Consider the following 17,371-nt stretch of genomic DNA (forward strand, 5'->3'; position numbering starts at 1 on the left):
CGAATGGCAAGCACACCGCCCCCCTTCGCCCGTTTCGAATGGATGATCGCGTGGCGCTATCTGCGCGCCCGGCGCGCCGAGGGCGGCGTCAGTGTGATGACCTGGATCAGCCTCATCGGCATCACCCTCGCGGTTTTCGCGCTCATCGCCACGCTGGCGGTGCGCTCGGGCTTCCGGGCGGAGTTCGTCGACACGATCCTCGGCGCCAATGCCCATGTCACCGTCTATGCCGGCCAGCGCGAGGACGAGTTCGGCCGCACCGTGCGCACCTTCCCGGATTTCCGCGAGCGCGCCGAGCGGGTCGCCGAGGTGCCGGGGGTGAGCCGCGTGGCGCCGCTGGTCAAGGGGCAGGTCATGGCCAATGCCAACGGGCGCAATGCCGGGGTCGAGGTGTTCGGCATCGATGGCGCCGATCTCGCCGCGATCCCGCGCGTTGCCGATCCCGAGACCGGGCGCGGCTCGCTCGACCGCTTCGACGAGGGGCTCGCCATCGGCTCGGGCGTGGCGCGCGAGCTGGGGCTGGGCGTCGGCGACCAGATCAAGCTGATCTCGCCCGACGGGGTGAAGACCGCCTTCGGCGTCTCGCCACGCGTCAAGGTCTATGAGGTGGTCTATGTCTTTACCGCCGGGCGCTACGATATCGACCGCACCCGGGTCTATATGCCGTTCTCCGAGGCGCAGCTCTATTTCAACCGCGAGGGCGTCGCCGACGAGCTGGAGGTGATGACCGCCGATCCCGAGAATGTCGAGCAGGTCGCCGTGCCGGTGCAGATCGCAGCGGGCGAGGGCGCGCTGATCTGGACCTGGCAGGATGCCAGCGGCGCCTTCCTGCGGGCGCTGGAGGTGGAGGACAACGTGATGTTCGTAATCCTCTCGGTGCTGGTGCTGATCGCCACGATGAACATCGTCTCGGGGCTGATCATGCTGGTGAAGAACAAGGGCGGCGATATCGGTATCCTGCGCACCATGGGGCTGACCGAGGGCTCGGTGCTGCGGGTGTTCTTCATCTGCGGTGCCTTCACCGGGGTGATCGGCACATTGCTGGGCGTGGTGCTAGGCTGTCTCTTCGCGATCTATATCGACCCGATCTTTTCCTTCGTGAACTATGTCGCGGGCGGCGGGGTCTGGGATCCGGCGGTGCGCGGCATCTATTCGCTGCCCGCCAAGCTGCAACTGGACGATGTGCTGAGCGCCATGGCGCTGTCGCTGGGGCTGAGCTTTGTCGTCACGATCTTTCCCGCCCGCCGAGCGGCGCGGATGAACCCGGTGGAGGCGCTGCGCTATGAGTGATCCTGTCCTGCGCCTCACGGGCATCGAAAAGCGCTACAATGCCGGCAAACCCAACGAGGTGACGGTGTTGCGCGGCGCCGACCTGGAGGTCGCGCGCGGCGAGGTGGTGGCGCTGGTGGCGCCCTCCGGGGCGGGCAAGTCGACGCTGCTGCATATCGCCGGGCTGCTGGATACCGCCGATGCGGGCGAGGTCGCCATCGCCGGCGAGGTGCTGGGCGGTCGCTCCGACCGGCGCCGCACCGTGGTGCGCCGGCAGGAGGTGGGCTTCGTCTATCAGTTCCACCACCTGCTGCCGGAATTCACCGCGCTTGAGAACGTGGCGCTGCCGCAGCTTGCCAATGGCGTCGCGCGCCGCGCCGCTGATGAGCGCGGGCTCGCGCTTTTGCGCAGCGTGGGGGTGGACGGTCGCGCGGCACACCGCCCCGCGGCGCTTTCGGGGGGCGAGCAGCAGCGTGTGGCCTTCTGCCGCGCCATGGCCAACACGCCAAAGCTGCTGCTGGCCGACGAGCCCACGGGCAATCTCGATCCGGCAACCTCGGACACGGTGTTCGGCGCGCTCATGAGCCTGGTGCGCGACACCGGGCTGTCTGCGGTAATCGCCACGCATAACCTGGAGCTCGCGGGCCGAATGGACCGGCGCGTGCGGCTGGAAGAGGGGCGGCTGGTCGCGGTCTGAACGCGGCCGCGGCCCTCTGGCGCCCTCGGCGCGGACTTGCCGTCGCGTTGCCGGGCGGGATCTTCGCAGGGGCTTGATCTGCGGCGCGGAGCGGGCGAGACAGGGGCCAGAGGCAAAGCAGGGAGAAACAGGCATGACACGGCTGCTGATCGGAGCATGGCTTGGCGCGGCGCTTGGCATTGCGGCCTGCGTGCCCAATGAAATGCCGCAGGCGAGCGACGGGCGTGGCCTTTTCATGGAGTATTGCGCCGTCTGCCATGGCGAGGACGGCAAGGGCGATGGCGAAATGGCGCGTGCCACGACCACGCCGCCGAAGAACCTCACGCTGATCTCGCTGCGCCATGGCGACCGGTTCCCGCGCGCCAAGGTGCTGTCGACCATCGACGGTTATGCGCGCTCCGATCTCGACGGGCCGGGCATGCCGGAATTCGGCGAGCTGCTCGATGGCGACCTTGTACCGCTCGACACCGGCGACGGCACGATGACGCCGACACCGCGCAAGCTGGTGGCGTTGCTCGAATACCTGGAATCGATCCAGCAGACGCGCTGAGCCGCGCGCCGGGCGCGGCGCCAGTCTTCCGGAGCGAACCTTTCGCAATGACCGTGATACGGATCGAAGCTCCCCACGAAAACGGATCGTGGGGGCGGGATGGCGTGCTTTGCGATTGACGAAAATTTACGAGGCGTCTACACCTTGGCATACAAAGTGGAATGCAAGCGGTGAAGATGTCCAAAGACGCAAATGCGGCGCTCAAGTCCAATCGTATCTCGTCCGCGCAAAGGGCCTATCAGGGCATGCGCGAGCAGCTGTTGCGCTTTGAGATCCACCCGGGCCAGAAAATCAACGAAGTGACCATGGCGGCGCGGCTGGAAACCAGCCGCACACCGCTTCGAGAAGCGCTGAGCCGCATGGTGGCCGAGGGGTTGCTGGTCACCGGTGACCGCGGTTTCGCGGTGCCGGATCTCGAGCCCGAGACGGTGCAGGGCCTTTTCGAGGCGCGGCTTGAGCTCGAATGCAGCATGGCGCGCCTGGCCTGCGAGCGGGCGACGCCCGAGGCGCTGGCCGCCTTGTCGGAATTCCTCACCGAAAGTGCCGCGGAATCCCCGAACGCTTCGGTGGACCGGCTGATGGAGCTCGACATCAAGTTCCACGATTCCATCGCTGCGATGTCCGGTAACGAGGCGCTGCGCGCGATGCTGGCGAATGTGAACGACCGCATCTATCTCGTGCGCTGGATCGCGATGGAGGGGCGGCGCAACAGCACGCAGGCGCAGCACCGCGAGATCCTCGAATGTGTCATGCGCGGCGACAAGCAGGGTGCCTCCGAGGTCATGCGCAACCACATCATGCACCGCAATGACGAGATCCTCGCGGCGATCAAGTCGGCCTATGGGCATGTGTTCACCATGGGCAGCAACTGATCCGTCTTGCGCGGGCGCCGAGCGGGGGACATTCCGATCATGCAGAGCTATATCGTGTTGGGGTCAGGGTCCGGGATCGGAGCCGAGCTGGCGCGCATGCTCGCCGGCCCCGGGGTCTGCCTGCTGCTTCATACCGGGCGCAATGTCGGCAACCTGTCGGCGGTGGCGGATACCTGCCGGGCCGCCGGCGCCGAGGTCGAGACCTGCCTCGGCCTGACCGGCGAGGCGCCGCTCTTTGACGCGGTGTCGGCCTGGCTCGGGGCGGTGGAGGGCGGGCTCACCGGATTTGTCTTTGCGGCGGGATATGCCAAGCGCGGCACGATCGACGATACCACGCCGGAGGCGCTGAGCGACGCGCTCATGGCGATGCCGCAGGCGTTTCACCGGATGGCGCAGATCGTCGCGCCGCATCTGCGCGACAAAACCGGGCGGATGCTATGCGTCAGCGCCTTCGGCGCGCATCGCACCAAGACCCACAGCTTCGCCCCGACTGCCCCGGCCAAGGCCGCGCTCGAGGCGCAGGTGCGGGTGTTCGCGGCCAATTTGGCGCCGCGCGGAATCAGCGTCAACGCGGTGGTGCCCGGCTATGTCGAAAAAGAGCCGGGCACGCCGTCCTCTCTGACGGCGGAGGAATGGGCAGCGGTGACCGCCGGCATCCCGATGGGCCGCGTCGGGCGGCGGCGCGAGATCGCGGCGCTGGGGAAATTCCTGCTCTCCGAGGATGCCGGCTATATCACCGGCCAGTCCCTGCATGTGAATGGCGGCCTCACACTCTGAGGCCCTGCGCGCCTTCCCAGGTCGAAAAAAAGCCGCGACCGTCTGCACGGCCGCGGTAGTAGGGAGAGTGGGTCGGTTCGGTGTCAGCCCATCCAGGCAGACACCGGCACGTTGGTTTCCTGAAGCGTCTGGCTGACAATATCGACGAGCGCCGGACCATCATGCGCCAGCGCCTCTTTCACCGCCTGATCGACCTGGGTCGGATCGCTGACGGTCCAGGATTTGATGCCGTAGCCTTCGGCGATCCGCGCATGATCGGTCTGCGAGAAATCCACCGAGAAATAGCGAGAGCCATAGCCGGAATTCTGGCTGGCCTTGATCCATCCGAAGCAGCTGTTCGAAATCACGATCATCTTCAGCGGCACGTTCATCCGGGTGAGCGTTTCCATCTCGCCCACGGCAAAGCCGAAACTGCCGTCGCCCATCACCGAGACCACGGTCGTGTCCGGCCGCCCATACCAGGCGCCGATGCCGGCGGCGAGCGAGAAGCCGAGCGCGCCATGGGCGCGGTTGGTTATGAAATGCCGCCCGGCTTTCGGCAGGCGGTAATAGCCCGAGAAATAAGGGCAGGGGGTGCCGGGGTCGGCGACGATGACGCCATCTTCGGGCATGTGGGCCTGTAGCGCCGCCAGCAGGCGTTCGGGGCGAATGGGCGTGTCTGTCGACTGCGCGAGCTGGTTGAAGCGTTCCCATTTCTTTGCGCGCATTGCGTCGAGCGTGGCGGCCAGCGCGCCGCCTGAGGCCAGATCGCGGTCCTTCAGCGTGTCGATGAGCGCCGCGAGCGCCAGCTTGGCATCCGCCACGATGCCCGCGTCGCAGCGGTAATTCGCACCCACCACCATCGGATCGAGGTCGATATGCACCACTGGCACGTTGCGGCCCGGAACGGTGCCGTGTTCGGTCGTGGTGGAGCCCGCGCGGCAGCCGACAAAGATCACGCAATCGGCGCCCTGAACGACCTCGCGCGTGGCATCGGTGCCGCCATTGGCGCCGACCACCCCCACCGCAAGCGGGTGCATGTCCGAGATCGCGCCATGACCCGACACGGTCGAGGCCACAGGGGCCTTGAGCAGCGTGGCCAGCTCTTCCAGCTCTTCCATGGCGCCGCTGCTGATCACGCCGCCGCCGACGATGAACACCGGGTTCTTCGCCGCCATGATGACTTCGGCGGCTTCCTCAACGGTCTCCTGCTCGGGGCCGGCGCGATAGGCGGGATAGGCGCCATGACGGGGCAGGGCCCAGATCTTCGCCGGGTCCAGCGTCTGTTTCTGGAGATCGTAGGGCAGGGCGATATGCGCCGCGCCGGGGCGGCCGGTGGTCGCTGCGCGGAAGGATTTGCGGAACACGTCCGGGATCAGATCGACATGGTCGATGGTGGTGGCGGCTTTGGTCAGCGGGCGGAACATCGCGGTCTGGTCGAGCTCGGTCAGCGGGTAGCGTCCGCGCGCGGTCACCGGCACGTCGGAGGTGATGCACACCATCGCGGAGGAGCTTTCGTTCGCCTCGATCACACCGGGAAGGATATATGTCGCGCCGCCGCCCGAAGGGCCCTCGCAGACACCGACCTTGCCGGTCACGCGGGCATAGGCATCGGCCATATAGGCCGCCGAGCGTTCGTCGCGGCTTAGGATATGGGTGATGCCGTGATTGAGCCGGGCGAGCGCGTCATAGAAGGGCAGGCTGGTGTCGCCGCAGAGGCCGAACACATGGCTGACGCCGTGCTCGGCAAGCGACAGAACCGCAGCTTCGGCACCGGTCACGGTATCGTTGGACAGGCGCCCTTCGGCCCGGTTCGAGAGATCATCCTTCATGAAGTTCACCTGAGTTCATTTCTGCATACAAACTCGAATACCACTCGTCATATCGAAACGGCAAGGGTAAAAAGTACAACAAATTCAATATTTTGAAAAAATAAAAAAGAATATTGACGCATGTGATTTTGTGGCGCACAGTTCTGCATACAATTCGGCGCTCCGCGATGAATGCGCGTTGCGCGTCGATCTTCGAAGACTGTGAAGAGCGGGGAAAATGGACGAAATCATTGGAGTGGCGCCCTCGGGGTCGCTGGGCAGCGGCTATCCGAAAGAGGCCTTGCGCAAGGCGCTGGATGAAGGGGCGCATTTCATTGCGCAGGATGCGGGCTCGACCGATATGGGCCCCTATTATCACGGCGCTGCCAAGCCCTTCCTGCCCCGGAGCACTTATAAGCACGATCTGGAAATCATGCTGGTCGAGGCGATCGAGCGGGGCATCCCTCTGATCGTCGGCTCGGTCTTTACCGCAGGCGGGCGCGAGCAGCTCTATGAGGGCGCCGCGCTGATGAAGGAGATCGCGGCAGAGCGTGGGCTGTCCTTCAAGATGGCGGTGATCGACGCCGAGCTCGACAAGGACGACCTCAAGCGCCGCATCTCCGAGGGCGGTCAGCCGGAGACGCTGGGCCCCGAGGCGCCGCTCGACGCGGCGATGATCGACCGCTGCGGCCCGATCTGTGCGCAGATGGGGGTGGAGCCGATCATCAAGGCGCTGGAAGAGGGCGCTCAGGTCATTCTCTGCGGGCGGGCCTGCGACGACGTGCTGTTCGCGGCGCTGCCGATCATGAAGGGATTCGACAAGGGGCTTGCGCTGCATATGGGCAAGATCCTGGAATGCGGCGGGATTTCCGCCGAACCCTGCGATCTGGCCGAGCCGATGATCGGGCGGCTGCGCAAGGATCACTTTCTGGTCCGTCCCGGCGCGGATGAGTTCAAATGCACGCCTGTCTCCACCGCCGCGCATTCGCTCTACGAGCGCGGCGAGCCCTGCCTTCAGCTGGGGCCGGGCGGTATGAACGATCTGACCGACGCGACCTTCACGCAGGAAGATCCGCGCACCGTGCGCATCGAGAAAAGCCGTTTCGTGCCGTCGGATGTCTACAAGGTGAAGCTGGAGGGTGCCGAACTCATCGGCTACCGCAGCATCGTCATCGTGGGTGTGCGCGACCCGATCATGATTTCGCAGATCGACGATGTTCTTGCCGAGGTGCGCAAGCGCAGCGAGGGCCGCTTTGCCGGGCGCGAGTGGCAGCTGAATTTCCGCATCTATGGCCGCAACGCGGTGATGGGCGCGCTGGAGACCGAGACCGAGGCACAGCCGCATGAGATCGGGCTGATGATCGAGGTGGTGGCCGAGGATCAGGAATTGGCCAATGCGGTGGCGATGTTCACGCGTGGCACGCTCCAGCATATCGGCTATCCGGGCATCGTGACCACGGCAGGCAACCTGGCCTATCCGTTCTCGCCCTTCAACGTGCCGGTGGGGCCGGCCTACCGTTTCGCCGTCTACCACCTGCTGCCGCTGGAAGACCCCTGCGAGATCTTCCCTATCGAGATGATGGATGTGGTCAACGAGATGGAGGCCGCGCAATGAGCCGTCTGGTGGAACTGGCGCAGGTCGTGCGTTCGAAGAACGCGGGGCCGTTCGAGATCACCTTCGACATCCTGTTCGAAGACGATGCCCGCTATCACAAGGTCCGCGACAGCGGCGTGATCACCAAGCGCGCCATCGCCGATCTTTACGGGATTTCCGATAACGCGGTGCTGGTCTGCACGCCCTACGATCCGGCGCGCGCGATCAAGATCACCATCAGGCGGCCGCTCGGCTCGGGCGATTTCGGCGACACCGACGTCTATGGCTGTCAGCAGCATGTGCCCCTCACGGGCATCGAGATCCCCGACTGAGAGCGGGGACTCACCTCAATAAGAACCGATAAAGCAAACAACAGGGATAACGTTATGAAACATGCCATTTTGTCGGCCGTCACGGCCGCAGCACTCGTGTTGCCTGCCGTTGCAAGCGCCGAGATCACCCTCCGCCTCGGCGAGACCACCGCGCCGAACCACCCGCAGACCCAGCGCGACGTGCGCGTCGCCGAGCTGGTGTCGGAAAAGACCGGGGGCGAGGTGGTCATCGAGACCTTCCCGGCGGGCCAGCTGGGCAACGCGCCGGCGCAGATGGAATCCATGATGACTGGCGGTCAGGACATGTTCGGCGGCACCGCCGTGTTTGCGGGCGGCTATGAGGACAACTGGCGCGTCCTGTCGCTTTACTTCCTGTTCTCCTCGCCCGAACATATCGCCGCCTTCGAGAAGAGCGACATTTTCGACGAGATGAATGAGGATCTGATCGAGGCGACCGGCGTGCGCGCGCTCTCGGTCGCCGCCGTGCGCGGCCCCTCGGCCTTTATCTCCAAGACCGAGATCGCCGGTGTCGAGGACATCAAGGGCAAGAAGGTGCGGATTCCGGGCGTCGAGGGCTATGCCCTGTCGCTGGAGGCACTGGGTGCTGTTCCGACGCCGGTGGCCTGGACGGAAACCTATATGGCCTTCAGTCAGGGCGTCATCGACGTGGTGCAATCGAGCCTCTCGGGCATCAAATCCGAACGCTTCACCGACAGCGGCAGCTATGTCGTCAATATCGGCCACAACTGGGAGCCGACCGGCCTCTTTATCGCCGAAAGCGCCTGGGAGAAACTCTCCGAAGAGCAGCAGACCGCGCTGATGGACTCCATCGTGCAGGCCAATGACGAGGCCTGGGCAAAAGCCGCCGAGGGCGAAGAGGCGCTCAAGGACGATCTGCGCGCCGCGGGTGCCGAGATCTACGAGGGCGATCAGGGGCCGTGGCGCGAGTCGATCCTTGAAAATCTGGTGCCGACGCTGGCCGCCGAGGGCTTCTGGACGATCCCGGATCTGTTCCCGCGCATCGTCGCGCTCGACCCCGCCGCCAACTGACCGGCAGCGCCGCAGCATCGCGGGTACATGTCAATGCGCAAGCACTTTCGAACCGTCGTCAGCCTCCTGGATGTCCTGGAGGCCGGCGCATGTTTTGCGGGGCTCGTCACGATCCTCGCGCTGATCTCGGCCAATGTCTTCATGCGCTATGTGATGGGCGCGCCGCTCGCCTGGACGCATGAGGTGGTGATGTATCTCTTCACCATCTCGTCGCTGATGGGCATCTCGACGGCCTACCGGCGGCAACGGCATCTGCAATTGCAGGGGCTGCTCACCTTTCTGCCCGCGCCGGGCGCCCGCATCGTGCGGATCGCGGTGTTCTTCGCGCTTCTGGCGCTGCTGCTGTTCCTGGCCTCCAAGGCCTGGGATCTGAACCAGCTTTACAGCCGGTTCAAAAGCCCGCTCAACCGCATGCCGCGTTCGATCCTCAGTACCGGGCTGCTCTGGGCGCTGGGCTCCATGGCGCTCAGCACGCTCTATTTCATCGTGGAGCTGCTGGCCGAGGGGCGGATCCGCCGGATCGACATTCTGGAACGCATGGGGATCGCCGGAGACCTGTCCCGCATGAAGGGGCCCGACGCGCATCCCGACGAGGCCATGGAGGCCGAAAGCTGATGGAAATGCTGTCGCTTCTCGGCGTTCTCGCCGTGTTTCTCGTGCTGGGCGCACCCATCGGCCTTGCGCTGATGATGGCCGCCACCGCCTATACCTTCGTGGGCGGGTTCAGCCCCTCGGTGGTGGTCGAGCGTTTCCTTGGCACCATGGACAGTTTCACCTTTCTGGCGATCCCGTTCTTCCTGCTCGCCGCGAACGTCATGAACCAGATCGGCGTGACCGAGCGGATTTTCGGCTTCGCCAACGCGCTCATGGGGCATCTGCGCGGCGGGCTCGCGCAGGTCAACGTGCTGGCGAGCATGGTGTTCGCGGGCATGTCCGGCTCGAACTCCGCCGATGTGGCGGGGCTCGGCACGATCGAGACCAAGGCCATGATCAATGCCGGCTACGACCGGTCTCTGACCGCCGCCGTCACCGCTGCCTCCTCGACGCTGGGACCGATCATTCCGCCGTCGATCTCGATGGTGGTCTGGGCCGGGATGGCTGAAGTCTCGGTGGGCCGCATCTTTGCCGGGGCCATCGTGCCCGGCGTGGTGATGGGCGGCTCGATGATCGCGCTCATCTGGGTGATGGACAAGCTCGGCTATATCAACTGCCCGCGCGCGCCCAAGGCCAGCTTCGGCGAACGCGTCGCCGCCTTTCGCAACGGCGCCGCCTCGCTGCTGGCGCCGCTGATCATCCTGGGCGGCATCCTCGGCGGCGTCACCACCCCGACCGAGGCCGGGGCCATGGCGACGCTCTACGCGCTTTTCCTCGGTCTGCTCTACAAGCAGCTCACGCTGAAAAAGCTCCTGCGTGCCATCGACGATACGGTGATCGCCACCGCCTTCATCCTGCTGATGGTGTCGGGCGCCCATGCCTTCGGCTGGGCTGTCGCCATCGAGAAACTGCCCGAGGCGTTCTCGGCGGGGCTGATGTCGCTCAGCGACAACAAATACGTGATCCTGCTGATCCTCAATATCGCGCTTGCGATCTTCGGGATGCTGATCGAAGGGGTGGCGGCGTTGGTGATCGTGGCGCCGACGATGCTGGTGCTTGGCGCGATGCTAGGGCTCGATCCGATCCATGTGGGGGTGTTTGTCGACATCAACCTGCTGATCGGTCTGCTGACGCCGCCTGTGGCGCCGAGCCTCTTCATCTCCGCCGCTATCGCCAACACGCCCGTGGGCGGGGTGATCAAGGCCATCCTGCCCTTTTACATCCCGTTGTTCGGAACGGTGCTGATCGTCACCTATTTCCCGCAGACGGTGCTGTTCCTGCCCAACCTCATCTGGGGCCAATGATCCGCCGGGCCGCGCCCGTCCGCGGCCCGGTCATTCGACTTCTGGAGACTGTCCGATGAACCAACAGGTGACCGATACCGCTTCGCTCACGCCCACCCGTCAGCTTGCCAGCTTCCTCGCGGGGCTGCGCGAGGAGGATCTGCCCGCCTCGGCCTATGCCGCCGCCAAGATCATGGCGACCGATCTCGTGGGCTGCGGCCTTGGCGCCGTGCAGAGCGCCGAGGCGCAGATGGCCGCCGCCACCTTCGCCGAGCTGGGCAGCAAGCCCGAATGCACCGTCTATGGCATGGACCTGCGGCTTTCCTGCGCCGATGCGGCCTATATGAACGGGCTCGCCTCGCATGTGCTGGAGCTCGACGACACCCACCGCAATTCGATCACCCATGTGGGCGCGGCGGTGATCCCGGCGGCGCTGGCCATGGCCGAGCGCGAGAATGTCTCGGGCCGCACCTTTCTTGCCGCCGTGATCATCGGTTACGAGGCCTGCCTGCGGGTGGCCAACGCGGTGCAGCCCTCGCATTGGCGGCGCGGCTATCTGTCGATGGGCACCTGCGGCACCTTCGGCGCGGCGGCGGCGGTGGGCCATATCCTCGGGCTCGACGGCGAACAGATGGCCGATGCCTTCGGGCTTGCCGGGGTGACGGCGGCCGGGATCAACAGCTCGATCTATGGCGAGGGCGATATGGGCAAGCGCCTGACGCCCGGCCATGCGGCCCATGCGGGCACCTTCGCGGCGCTGATGGCGCAGAAGGGCTATACCGGCAGCCGCAACGTGCTGGAGCAGCCCAAGGGCTTCTGCTCCACCATGTCCGACGAATACGACATCGGCGCTATAACCCGTGGTCTGGGCGAGAGCTGGGAGGTGGAATACACCAGCCTCAAGCCCTATTCCTGCTGCCGCTACAACCATGCGGCCATCGACGGGCTGCTGGACATCCTGGGCAACACGGACATCGCCGAGGCCGATATCGCCCATATGAATGTGCGCACCTTCGGCATTGCCGTGCACAACCGCCCGCACCGGATCCGGCCCGAGACGCTGTTCGACGCGCGCATGAGCATTCCCTTCAGCCTTGCCGTGACGGTGCGCAAGCGCGCGGTGAGCGATGACGATTTCTCCGAAGACCTGATCGCCGATCCGAGCCTTCAGGCGCTGGCGGGCAAGGTCTCGGTCGAGGAAGACCCGGAGGCCAGCGCGGTCTTTCCCCGCGAATGGCCCTGCGAGATCACAGTGACCACCGCGAGCGGCGCCACGCACAGGCGCAACATCCCTTTCCCGAAGGGCGAGCCCGAAGCAGCGATGACCCCCGCCGAGGTGGAGGCGAAATTCCTCGGCCTCGCCGCCCGCGCGCTGCCCGCGGCGCAGGCCGCGCGGCTGGTCGATGCGTTCGACGGTCTTGAGGATCTGGCCAGCATCCGCGACCTGACGGCGCTTCTGGCCCCGTCTGGCGGGGTGTCGCTCTGATGCGCTCCGAGACGGTCGGCCTCATCGGCTATGGAAGTTCGGTCTATGAAAAGACCGCCACCCGTTCGGAACAAGGCTATATGGCGCTGGCGGCGCGTGCGGCGCTCGACAGCGCCGGGCTTTCCCCGCGCGATATCGACGGGATCAGCGTCAGCTCCACCACGCTGCCGCCCGACAACGCGGTGACGCTGGCCGAGCATTTCGGCCTCAGCCCGCGCTGGACCAGCATGGGCAATGCCGGCGGCGCCGGGTCGGTGATCAATGTCATGGATGCGGTGCAGGCGGTGGAAAGCGGGCGTGCCTCCTGCGTGCTGTGCCTTGCGGGTGCCGCGCAGGACACCGAGTTCTTCAAGGACCGCATCAACCGCTTCAACCGCTCGGTGGCGGATTATCTGGCGCCGCACGGGTTTGGGGGGATGAACGGGCTTTTCGGCATCATCATGCGCAAGCATATGGAGACCTATGGCACCAGGCGCGAAAGCCTCGGTCGGATCTCGGTCGATCAGCGCGCCAATGCCGGGCAGAACGACAACGCGCTCTTGCGCAAGCCGATGACGCTGGAGGAGTACCTCAACGCGCCGCTCATCGCCGATCCGATCCGGCTTTTCGACTGCGTGCTGCCCTGCGCGGGCGCCGAGGCGTTGATCGTGGCGCCGCTCGACCGGGCGCAGCCCGGCAAGGGGGTGCGCGTCGTCGCGGCGGCGGAGCGCCACAACCACCCGGTGGGTGAGGTGAGCCCGCTGCGCGGCGGCTGGGAGACGTTTCGCGAGGGGTTTTACGACGAGGCGGGGTTCGGTCCGGAGGATGTGCAGTTCATACAGGCTTATGACGACTACCCGATCATGGTGGCGGTCCAGATCGAGGATCTGGGCTTTTGCCCGAAAGGCGAGATCGGCGGATTTCTCGATGCGCACTCGCTGCGCTGGGACGGAGATCTGCCGCTCAACACCGGAGGCGGCCAGCTGAGCTGCGGCCAGACCGGCGGCGGCGGCGGCATGATCGGCATCACTGAGGCGGTGCGCCAGCTGCGCGGCGAAGGCGGCGGGCGGCAGGTGCCGGGCGCGCGGCGCGGGCTGGTCTCGGGCTATGGCATGGTGGGGTACGGGCACGGGCTGTCGGCCAGTGCCATGATGCTGGAGGCGGTCGCATGAGCCTCAATCCCGCTTACCCCCCGGTGCGCCGCACTCCCGAGAATGCGCCGATGCTCGACGCCTGGCAGCAACGCGGCGAGATCCTCCTGCAACGTTGCGACAGCTGCGGCGCGCATCTTTTCTATCCTCGGGCGGTCTGTCCGTCCTGCTGGGCCGAGACCACGGGCTGGGTGCCCGCCTGCGGCACCGGGCGGATCGTCTCTTTCTCCGTGGTCCACAAAGGGCTGCCGGATGTGTTCATGGCCGAGGCGCCGATCCTGCTGGCCGAGATCGAGCTGGCCGAGGGTGTCCTGATGATCGCTCGCGTGCTCTGTGCCGATCCGGGCCGCGTGACCTCCGGCATGGCGGTCGCGGCGCTGCCGCTTGCCGAGGCGCGGGCGTTTCCGCTTCCCACCTTCCGGCTGGAGGGCGCCGGGTGACAGAGACGCTCGACACGATACGGCAGCGCCATGCGGCGCTGGAAAAGGAGCCGCTGCCGGAAAATCTCGGTGCGCTGCTCGATGCGGCGGCGGAGCAATTTGGCGACCGCACTTGCTGGGTACAGCTCGACGCAAATGACGAGGCGGGCGATAGCCTGAGCTTTGCCGAGATCCGCGACGCGGTGGCCCGCTGCGCCACCGTGCTGGCGGCGCGCGGCGTGGGGCAGGGCGCGCGGGTGGCGCTGATGCTGCCGAGCTGTCCGGCCTTTGTGATCACATGGCTGGCCTGCGCCCGCCTGGGCGCGGCCATCGTGCCGGTCAATCCCGGCTACACAACCGAAGAGCTGGGTCATCTCGCGGCGCTCTCCGAGCCGGGCTTTGCCGTGGTCGACCGGCAATATTCCGATATCTTCACCGCGGGGACGGGCCTGCCGGAGACCGCTTGCCTGCGCCATGACATGGATGCCGGGAACAGCGACTGGCACAAGGCCGTGACCGACGCCATGCCGATGCGCGACTGGCCGGAGGTCGGTGCGGAAACGCTGGTCAATCTCCAGTTCACCTCCGGTTCCACCGGACGGCCCAAGGCCTGCATGCTGCCGCAGAGCTATTGGCTGGTGCTTGCCGCCGCGCGGGCGGTCCAGGGCCCGGCGCTCACGCGCATCCTGCTCGACATGCCGTTCCACTACATGGGCGGACAATGGCGGTTTCTGCTGGCCCTGCGCATGGGCGCGACCGTGTTTGTTGCGCCAAGGCAAAGCCTTGCGCGGATGATCGATCGACTGGTGAAGCATGAGATCGGGTTCTGTTCGGTGACGCCTGCCTTTGCCAAGCAACCTCTCGATCCGCGCCGCGAACGCCTTTCGCTGCGCTGGGCCGGAACCATGGCCATGGCGCCCGATCTGGTGCCGGAGGTCAGCCTGCGACTGGGCGGTGCCCCGGTACGCGAGATGTACGGCACCACGGAAACCGGCGCCATCGCCGCGATGCCGGTGGAGATCGAAGGCCGGACCGGCTGCGGCATTGCCGCGCCCTTCCGCAGCCTGTCGATTCGCGACGCGGAAGGCCGGGCATTGCCGGCAGGTGCGGCGGGCGAGCTCTGGGTGAAAGGGCCGGGGATCATGCTGGGCTATTACCGCAATCCCGCAGCCAGCGCCGAGGTGCTGCGCGACGGCTGGTTCCGCACCGGCGATCTGTGCCGGATGGACGAGGACGGGTTTCTGACCATCGTCGGCCGGATCAAGGATACGATCCGGCGCAGCGGTGAGAACATCGCCGCGAGCGAGGTCGAGCAGGTGCTGTCCGGGCTCGGTTTCCTCGAAGAGGTTGCGGCGATTGCCGAACCCGATCCGATGCGCGGCGAAGAGGTTATGGTCTGCGTCACGCTTGCGCCGGGGCAGCGCCCGGAGGACTGGCCGGTCGAGCGCATCGCCGGGCGCATCGCCGAGGAGGCCGCGGCGCGGCTCGCGCGGTTCAAGCATCCGCGCTATGTCACGCTGATTTCCGCCATGCCGCGCACCGCCTCGGGCAAGATGGCCAAGGCCGAGCTGCGCAAAGATCTCGCGGCCTGGCGCGTCGCCAGCTTCGACACCGCTGTCCGGGCAGAGCGGCCGTGAGCGGCGACGGGAGGTTGCTGGAGACGGACGAGGGCGCGGCCCGTATCCTGGTGCTCAACCGGCCACGGGTGAGAAACGCGCTCGATACCGCGCTATGTGCGGCGCTGCTTGAGGCGCTGGCGCGTGCAGAAGCGGCGCCCGGGGTGCGCGCCATCATCCTCACCGGTTGCGACGGGGCGTTCTGCTCCGGCGCGGACACGCGCGAGTTTCCCGACCCGCTCGGTGCGCGCAGGTCCGATTTCGCGCGCCGGACCCATCTTCTGGCAGAGTTGCAGACGCGGCTGAGCGTCTGCCCCAAGCCGCTGGTCGCCGCCTGCGATGGGCCGGCCATTGGTGTCGGTGCGAGCCTTGCCATGTGCTGCGATCTGGCCGTCGCATCGCGGGGGCTGCGGCTGGGCTTTCCCGAGTTCCGTCACGGGATACTGCCCGCAATGGTCCTGGCGGCGCTGCATCGCTGCTTGCCTCCGAAACCTGCGTTTCGGCTGATCGCGCTTGGCGAGCTGCTATCGGCGGAGGCCGCCCATGCGTATGGGATCGTGTCGCATCTGACCGAGGACGGCGAGGCGCTCGGCACCGCGCTGGAGCTCGCGGGCAGGCTGGCGCGGATAGACGCGGGGCTTTACTGGCGCGGCAAGGCGCTTTTCGCAGAGACCCGGGATACGTCCTTCGACGAGGCCCTGAGCCTCGGTGTGCGCGCAACTCTTGCGGCCCGGCGATAGGCTTTGAAATGTAGCCCACCCCTAGGCGGGGCGTCCCGACATTTTTCACCTGTGGCGGCGCTCCACTATTTCAGCTCGTCCGCGCCGATTTTTGTCGGGAAAATCGACTATGGATGGCATGATGGCTTTGCCATCGTAACGGCGCTCTTGCACATATCGGTGAGATTTATTCAGTTCGTGAGTCGAGTGGTTTAGATTTGACGTATGGCAAAGCCTTTCTCTGCCTGCTTCTGCGCGACGAACCTGTCCCTTCGTGCGTCCTTCCATTCTCGCGAATGAAACGCTCCGTCAAACCGTGGGATCAGACATTTAAGCTTTTCGGTGAGCGTATGCTCGCACGCGATCCCACCCGGCAGGCCGCCGAAAGCCTGATCTGCCTGGCCACCATGAACCGCTGCTCGGCCCTCGGAAGAGCCGAGACCGAAGCTGTCGCCTGAAGCCTACGGAGGAAGGGGGGCGTTCCGCTCAAAGCCATTCACGCGACAAGCCCGTTTTGACCGGTCGGGCAAGGTCCGTTTTCTGGATCCGGATGCCGAGTGCGCCGGCGCAGCAGATCATCGGCACTGGCGGCAACGACATCCTCACCGGCAAGGGCGGCAATGACGTGTTTGTTTTCGAATATGAGGATCGCGCCTCTACCCTGCCTGTGACCGATTTCGGACGGGGGACCGGCTGGCGCTCGAGGACCGGTTCTTCTTTTCCAGCGGCGCGGGAAGCATCAATGTACGCGCGGCGCCCGAACAGGGCTTTCGCGACGCGCCGGCCTCCGGCGCCGCCGACCATGACCGCACAAGCGGCGAGCTGACGCTGGCCGGCCTTAAGGTCGTCGGGGAGTCGCAGATCGACCTGGATGATATCCTGTTGTTCCGAGACATCCGCCCCTCAATGAAACATGACGTGCCGTCGGGGCCGGGCGGCGCGTTTCCTGTTGGCACCGCCACCGCATGACCGCCGAGCATTGACAAGAGGCGCCTGCGGCGCGCAAGGTGCGGTCACTCACCCGGGGGGTCCCGACAAGGGGCTGAGATACTGCTGGCGTTCGCAGCGCAGTGACCCGATGAACCTGATCCAGTTCACACTGGCGTAGGGATGGTGCACCGGCTGCATGGGCGTTTCGCCCGATACGTCACAGGCGTATCCTCGTTCGGCCAACCTCCATTCGACGCGGAACT

16 protein-coding genes, 1 pseudogene and 1 riboswitch are annotated in these 17,371 nt (G+C 66.0%); of the genes and pseudogenes, 16 read left to right on the forward strand and 1 reads right to left on the reverse strand.

Annotated elements, in window-relative coordinates:
• The first annotated feature begins 3 nt into the window (after positions 1-3).
• The 5 genes from I6N89_RS00965 (at position 4) to I6N89_RS00985 (ending at position 4,165) form a co-directional block, all read left to right on the forward strand.
• A complete protein-coding gene (locus I6N89_RS00965; RefSeq protein WP_207016364.1) occupies positions 4-1,290 on the forward strand; it encodes a lipoprotein-releasing ABC transporter permease subunit in 1,287 nt (428 codons plus the stop codon).
• Positions 1,283-1,966: an ABC transporter ATP-binding protein gene (locus I6N89_RS00970; protein ID WP_207016365.1), complete on the forward strand. Its 684-nt coding sequence runs from the start codon at positions 1,283-1,285 to the stop codon at positions 1,964-1,966. The genes I6N89_RS00965 and I6N89_RS00970 overlap by 8 nt, the downstream gene beginning before the upstream one ends.
• A 133-nt stretch (positions 1,967-2,099) precedes the next feature.
• Complete coding sequence (locus I6N89_RS00975; protein ID WP_207016366.1) at positions 2,100-2,516, forward strand: c-type cytochrome; 417 nt, start codon at positions 2,100-2,102, stop codon at positions 2,514-2,516.
• Positions 2,517-2,692: 176 nt separating this feature from the next.
• Positions 2,693-3,388 (forward strand): GntR family transcriptional regulator, encoded by a 696-nt coding sequence (locus I6N89_RS00980; protein ID WP_207016367.1) that lies wholly within the window; start codon positions 2,693-2,695, stop codon positions 3,386-3,388.
• Positions 3,389-3,427: 39 nt separating this feature from the next.
• On the forward strand, positions 3,428-4,165 hold the full coding sequence (locus I6N89_RS00985; RefSeq protein ID WP_207016368.1) for an SDR family NAD(P)-dependent oxidoreductase: 738 nt from the start codon (positions 3,428-3,430) through the stop codon (positions 4,163-4,165).
• Between the two features lie 83 nt (positions 4,166-4,248).
• On the opposite strand, the gene I6N89_RS00990 is transcribed toward I6N89_RS00985, so the two are convergent.
• A complete protein-coding gene (locus tag I6N89_RS00990) occupies positions 4,249-5,976 on the reverse strand; it encodes a thiamine pyrophosphate-binding protein (protein WP_207016369.1) in 1,728 nt (575 codons plus the stop codon).
• Between the two features lie 217 nt (positions 5,977-6,193).
• Between I6N89_RS00990 and I6N89_RS00995 the strand changes: the two genes are divergently transcribed.
• The 11 genes and pseudogenes from I6N89_RS00995 to I6N89_RS25380 form a co-directional block, all read left to right on the forward strand.
• Entirely contained in the window at positions 6,194-7,570 is a 1,377-nt protein-coding gene (locus I6N89_RS00995) for an acyclic terpene utilization AtuA family protein (RefSeq protein ID WP_207016370.1), read from the forward strand.
• Entirely contained in the window at positions 7,567-7,881 is a 315-nt protein-coding gene (locus I6N89_RS01000) for a DUF4387 domain-containing protein (RefSeq protein WP_207016371.1), read from the forward strand. Before I6N89_RS00995 ends, I6N89_RS01000 begins: the two co-directional genes overlap by 4 nt.
• Positions 7,882-7,935: 54 nt before the next feature.
• Entirely contained in the window at positions 7,936-8,931 is a 996-nt protein-coding gene (locus I6N89_RS01005) for a TRAP transporter substrate-binding protein (RefSeq protein ID WP_207016372.1), read from the forward strand.
• Positions 8,932-8,964: 33 nt separating this feature from the next.
• Positions 8,965-9,546 (forward strand): TRAP transporter small permease, encoded by a 582-nt coding sequence (locus I6N89_RS01010; protein ID WP_207016373.1) that lies wholly within the window; start codon positions 8,965-8,967, stop codon positions 9,544-9,546.
• 5 nt (positions 9,547-9,551) lie between these two features.
• On the forward strand, positions 9,552-10,829 hold the full coding sequence (locus tag I6N89_RS01015) for a TRAP transporter large permease (RefSeq protein WP_207016374.1): 1,278 nt from the start codon (positions 9,552-9,554) through the stop codon (positions 10,827-10,829).
• Positions 10,830-10,884: 55 nt separating this feature from the next.
• A complete protein-coding gene (locus I6N89_RS01020) occupies positions 10,885-12,294 on the forward strand; it encodes an MmgE/PrpD family protein (RefSeq protein WP_207016375.1) in 1,410 nt (469 codons plus the stop codon).
• Positions 12,294-13,445 carry a thiolase family protein gene (locus I6N89_RS01025; RefSeq protein WP_207016376.1) on the forward strand — a complete coding sequence of 384 codons (1,152 nt, stop codon included), beginning with the start codon at positions 12,294-12,296 and terminating at the stop codon, positions 13,443-13,445. The genes I6N89_RS01020 and I6N89_RS01025 overlap by 1 nt, the downstream gene beginning before the upstream one ends.
• A complete protein-coding gene (locus I6N89_RS01030) occupies positions 13,442-13,864 on the forward strand; it encodes a Zn-ribbon domain-containing OB-fold protein (RefSeq protein WP_207016377.1) in 423 nt (140 codons plus the stop codon). The genes I6N89_RS01025 and I6N89_RS01030 overlap by 4 nt, the downstream gene beginning before the upstream one ends.
• The gene (locus I6N89_RS01035) at positions 13,861-15,480 is read left to right on the forward strand and encodes a class I adenylate-forming enzyme family protein (protein ID WP_207016378.1); all 1,620 of its coding nucleotides are present in this window, start codon (positions 13,861-13,863) and stop codon (positions 15,478-15,480) included. Before I6N89_RS01030 ends, I6N89_RS01035 begins: the two co-directional genes overlap by 4 nt.
• Positions 15,477-16,199, forward strand: coding sequence for an enoyl-CoA hydratase/isomerase family protein (locus tag I6N89_RS01040; protein WP_207016379.1), 723 nt, complete (start codon positions 15,477-15,479; stop codon positions 16,197-16,199). The genes I6N89_RS01035 and I6N89_RS01040 overlap by 4 nt, the downstream gene beginning before the upstream one ends.
• A 311-nt stretch (positions 16,200-16,510) precedes the next feature.
• Positions 16,511-16,636: pseudogene (locus tag I6N89_RS25380) on the forward strand (IS5/IS1182 family transposase); the annotation flags it as partial.
• A 554-nt stretch (positions 16,637-17,190) separates the two neighbouring features.
• Positions 17,191-17,307: riboswitch (TPP riboswitch) on the forward strand.
• The last annotated feature ends 64 nt before the right edge of the window (positions 17,308-17,371 follow it).

It is taken from the genome of Salipiger abyssi (assembly GCF_017311415.1).
Taxonomy (GTDB): domain Bacteria; phylum Pseudomonadota; class Alphaproteobacteria; order Rhodobacterales; family Rhodobacteraceae; genus Salipiger; species Salipiger abyssi_A.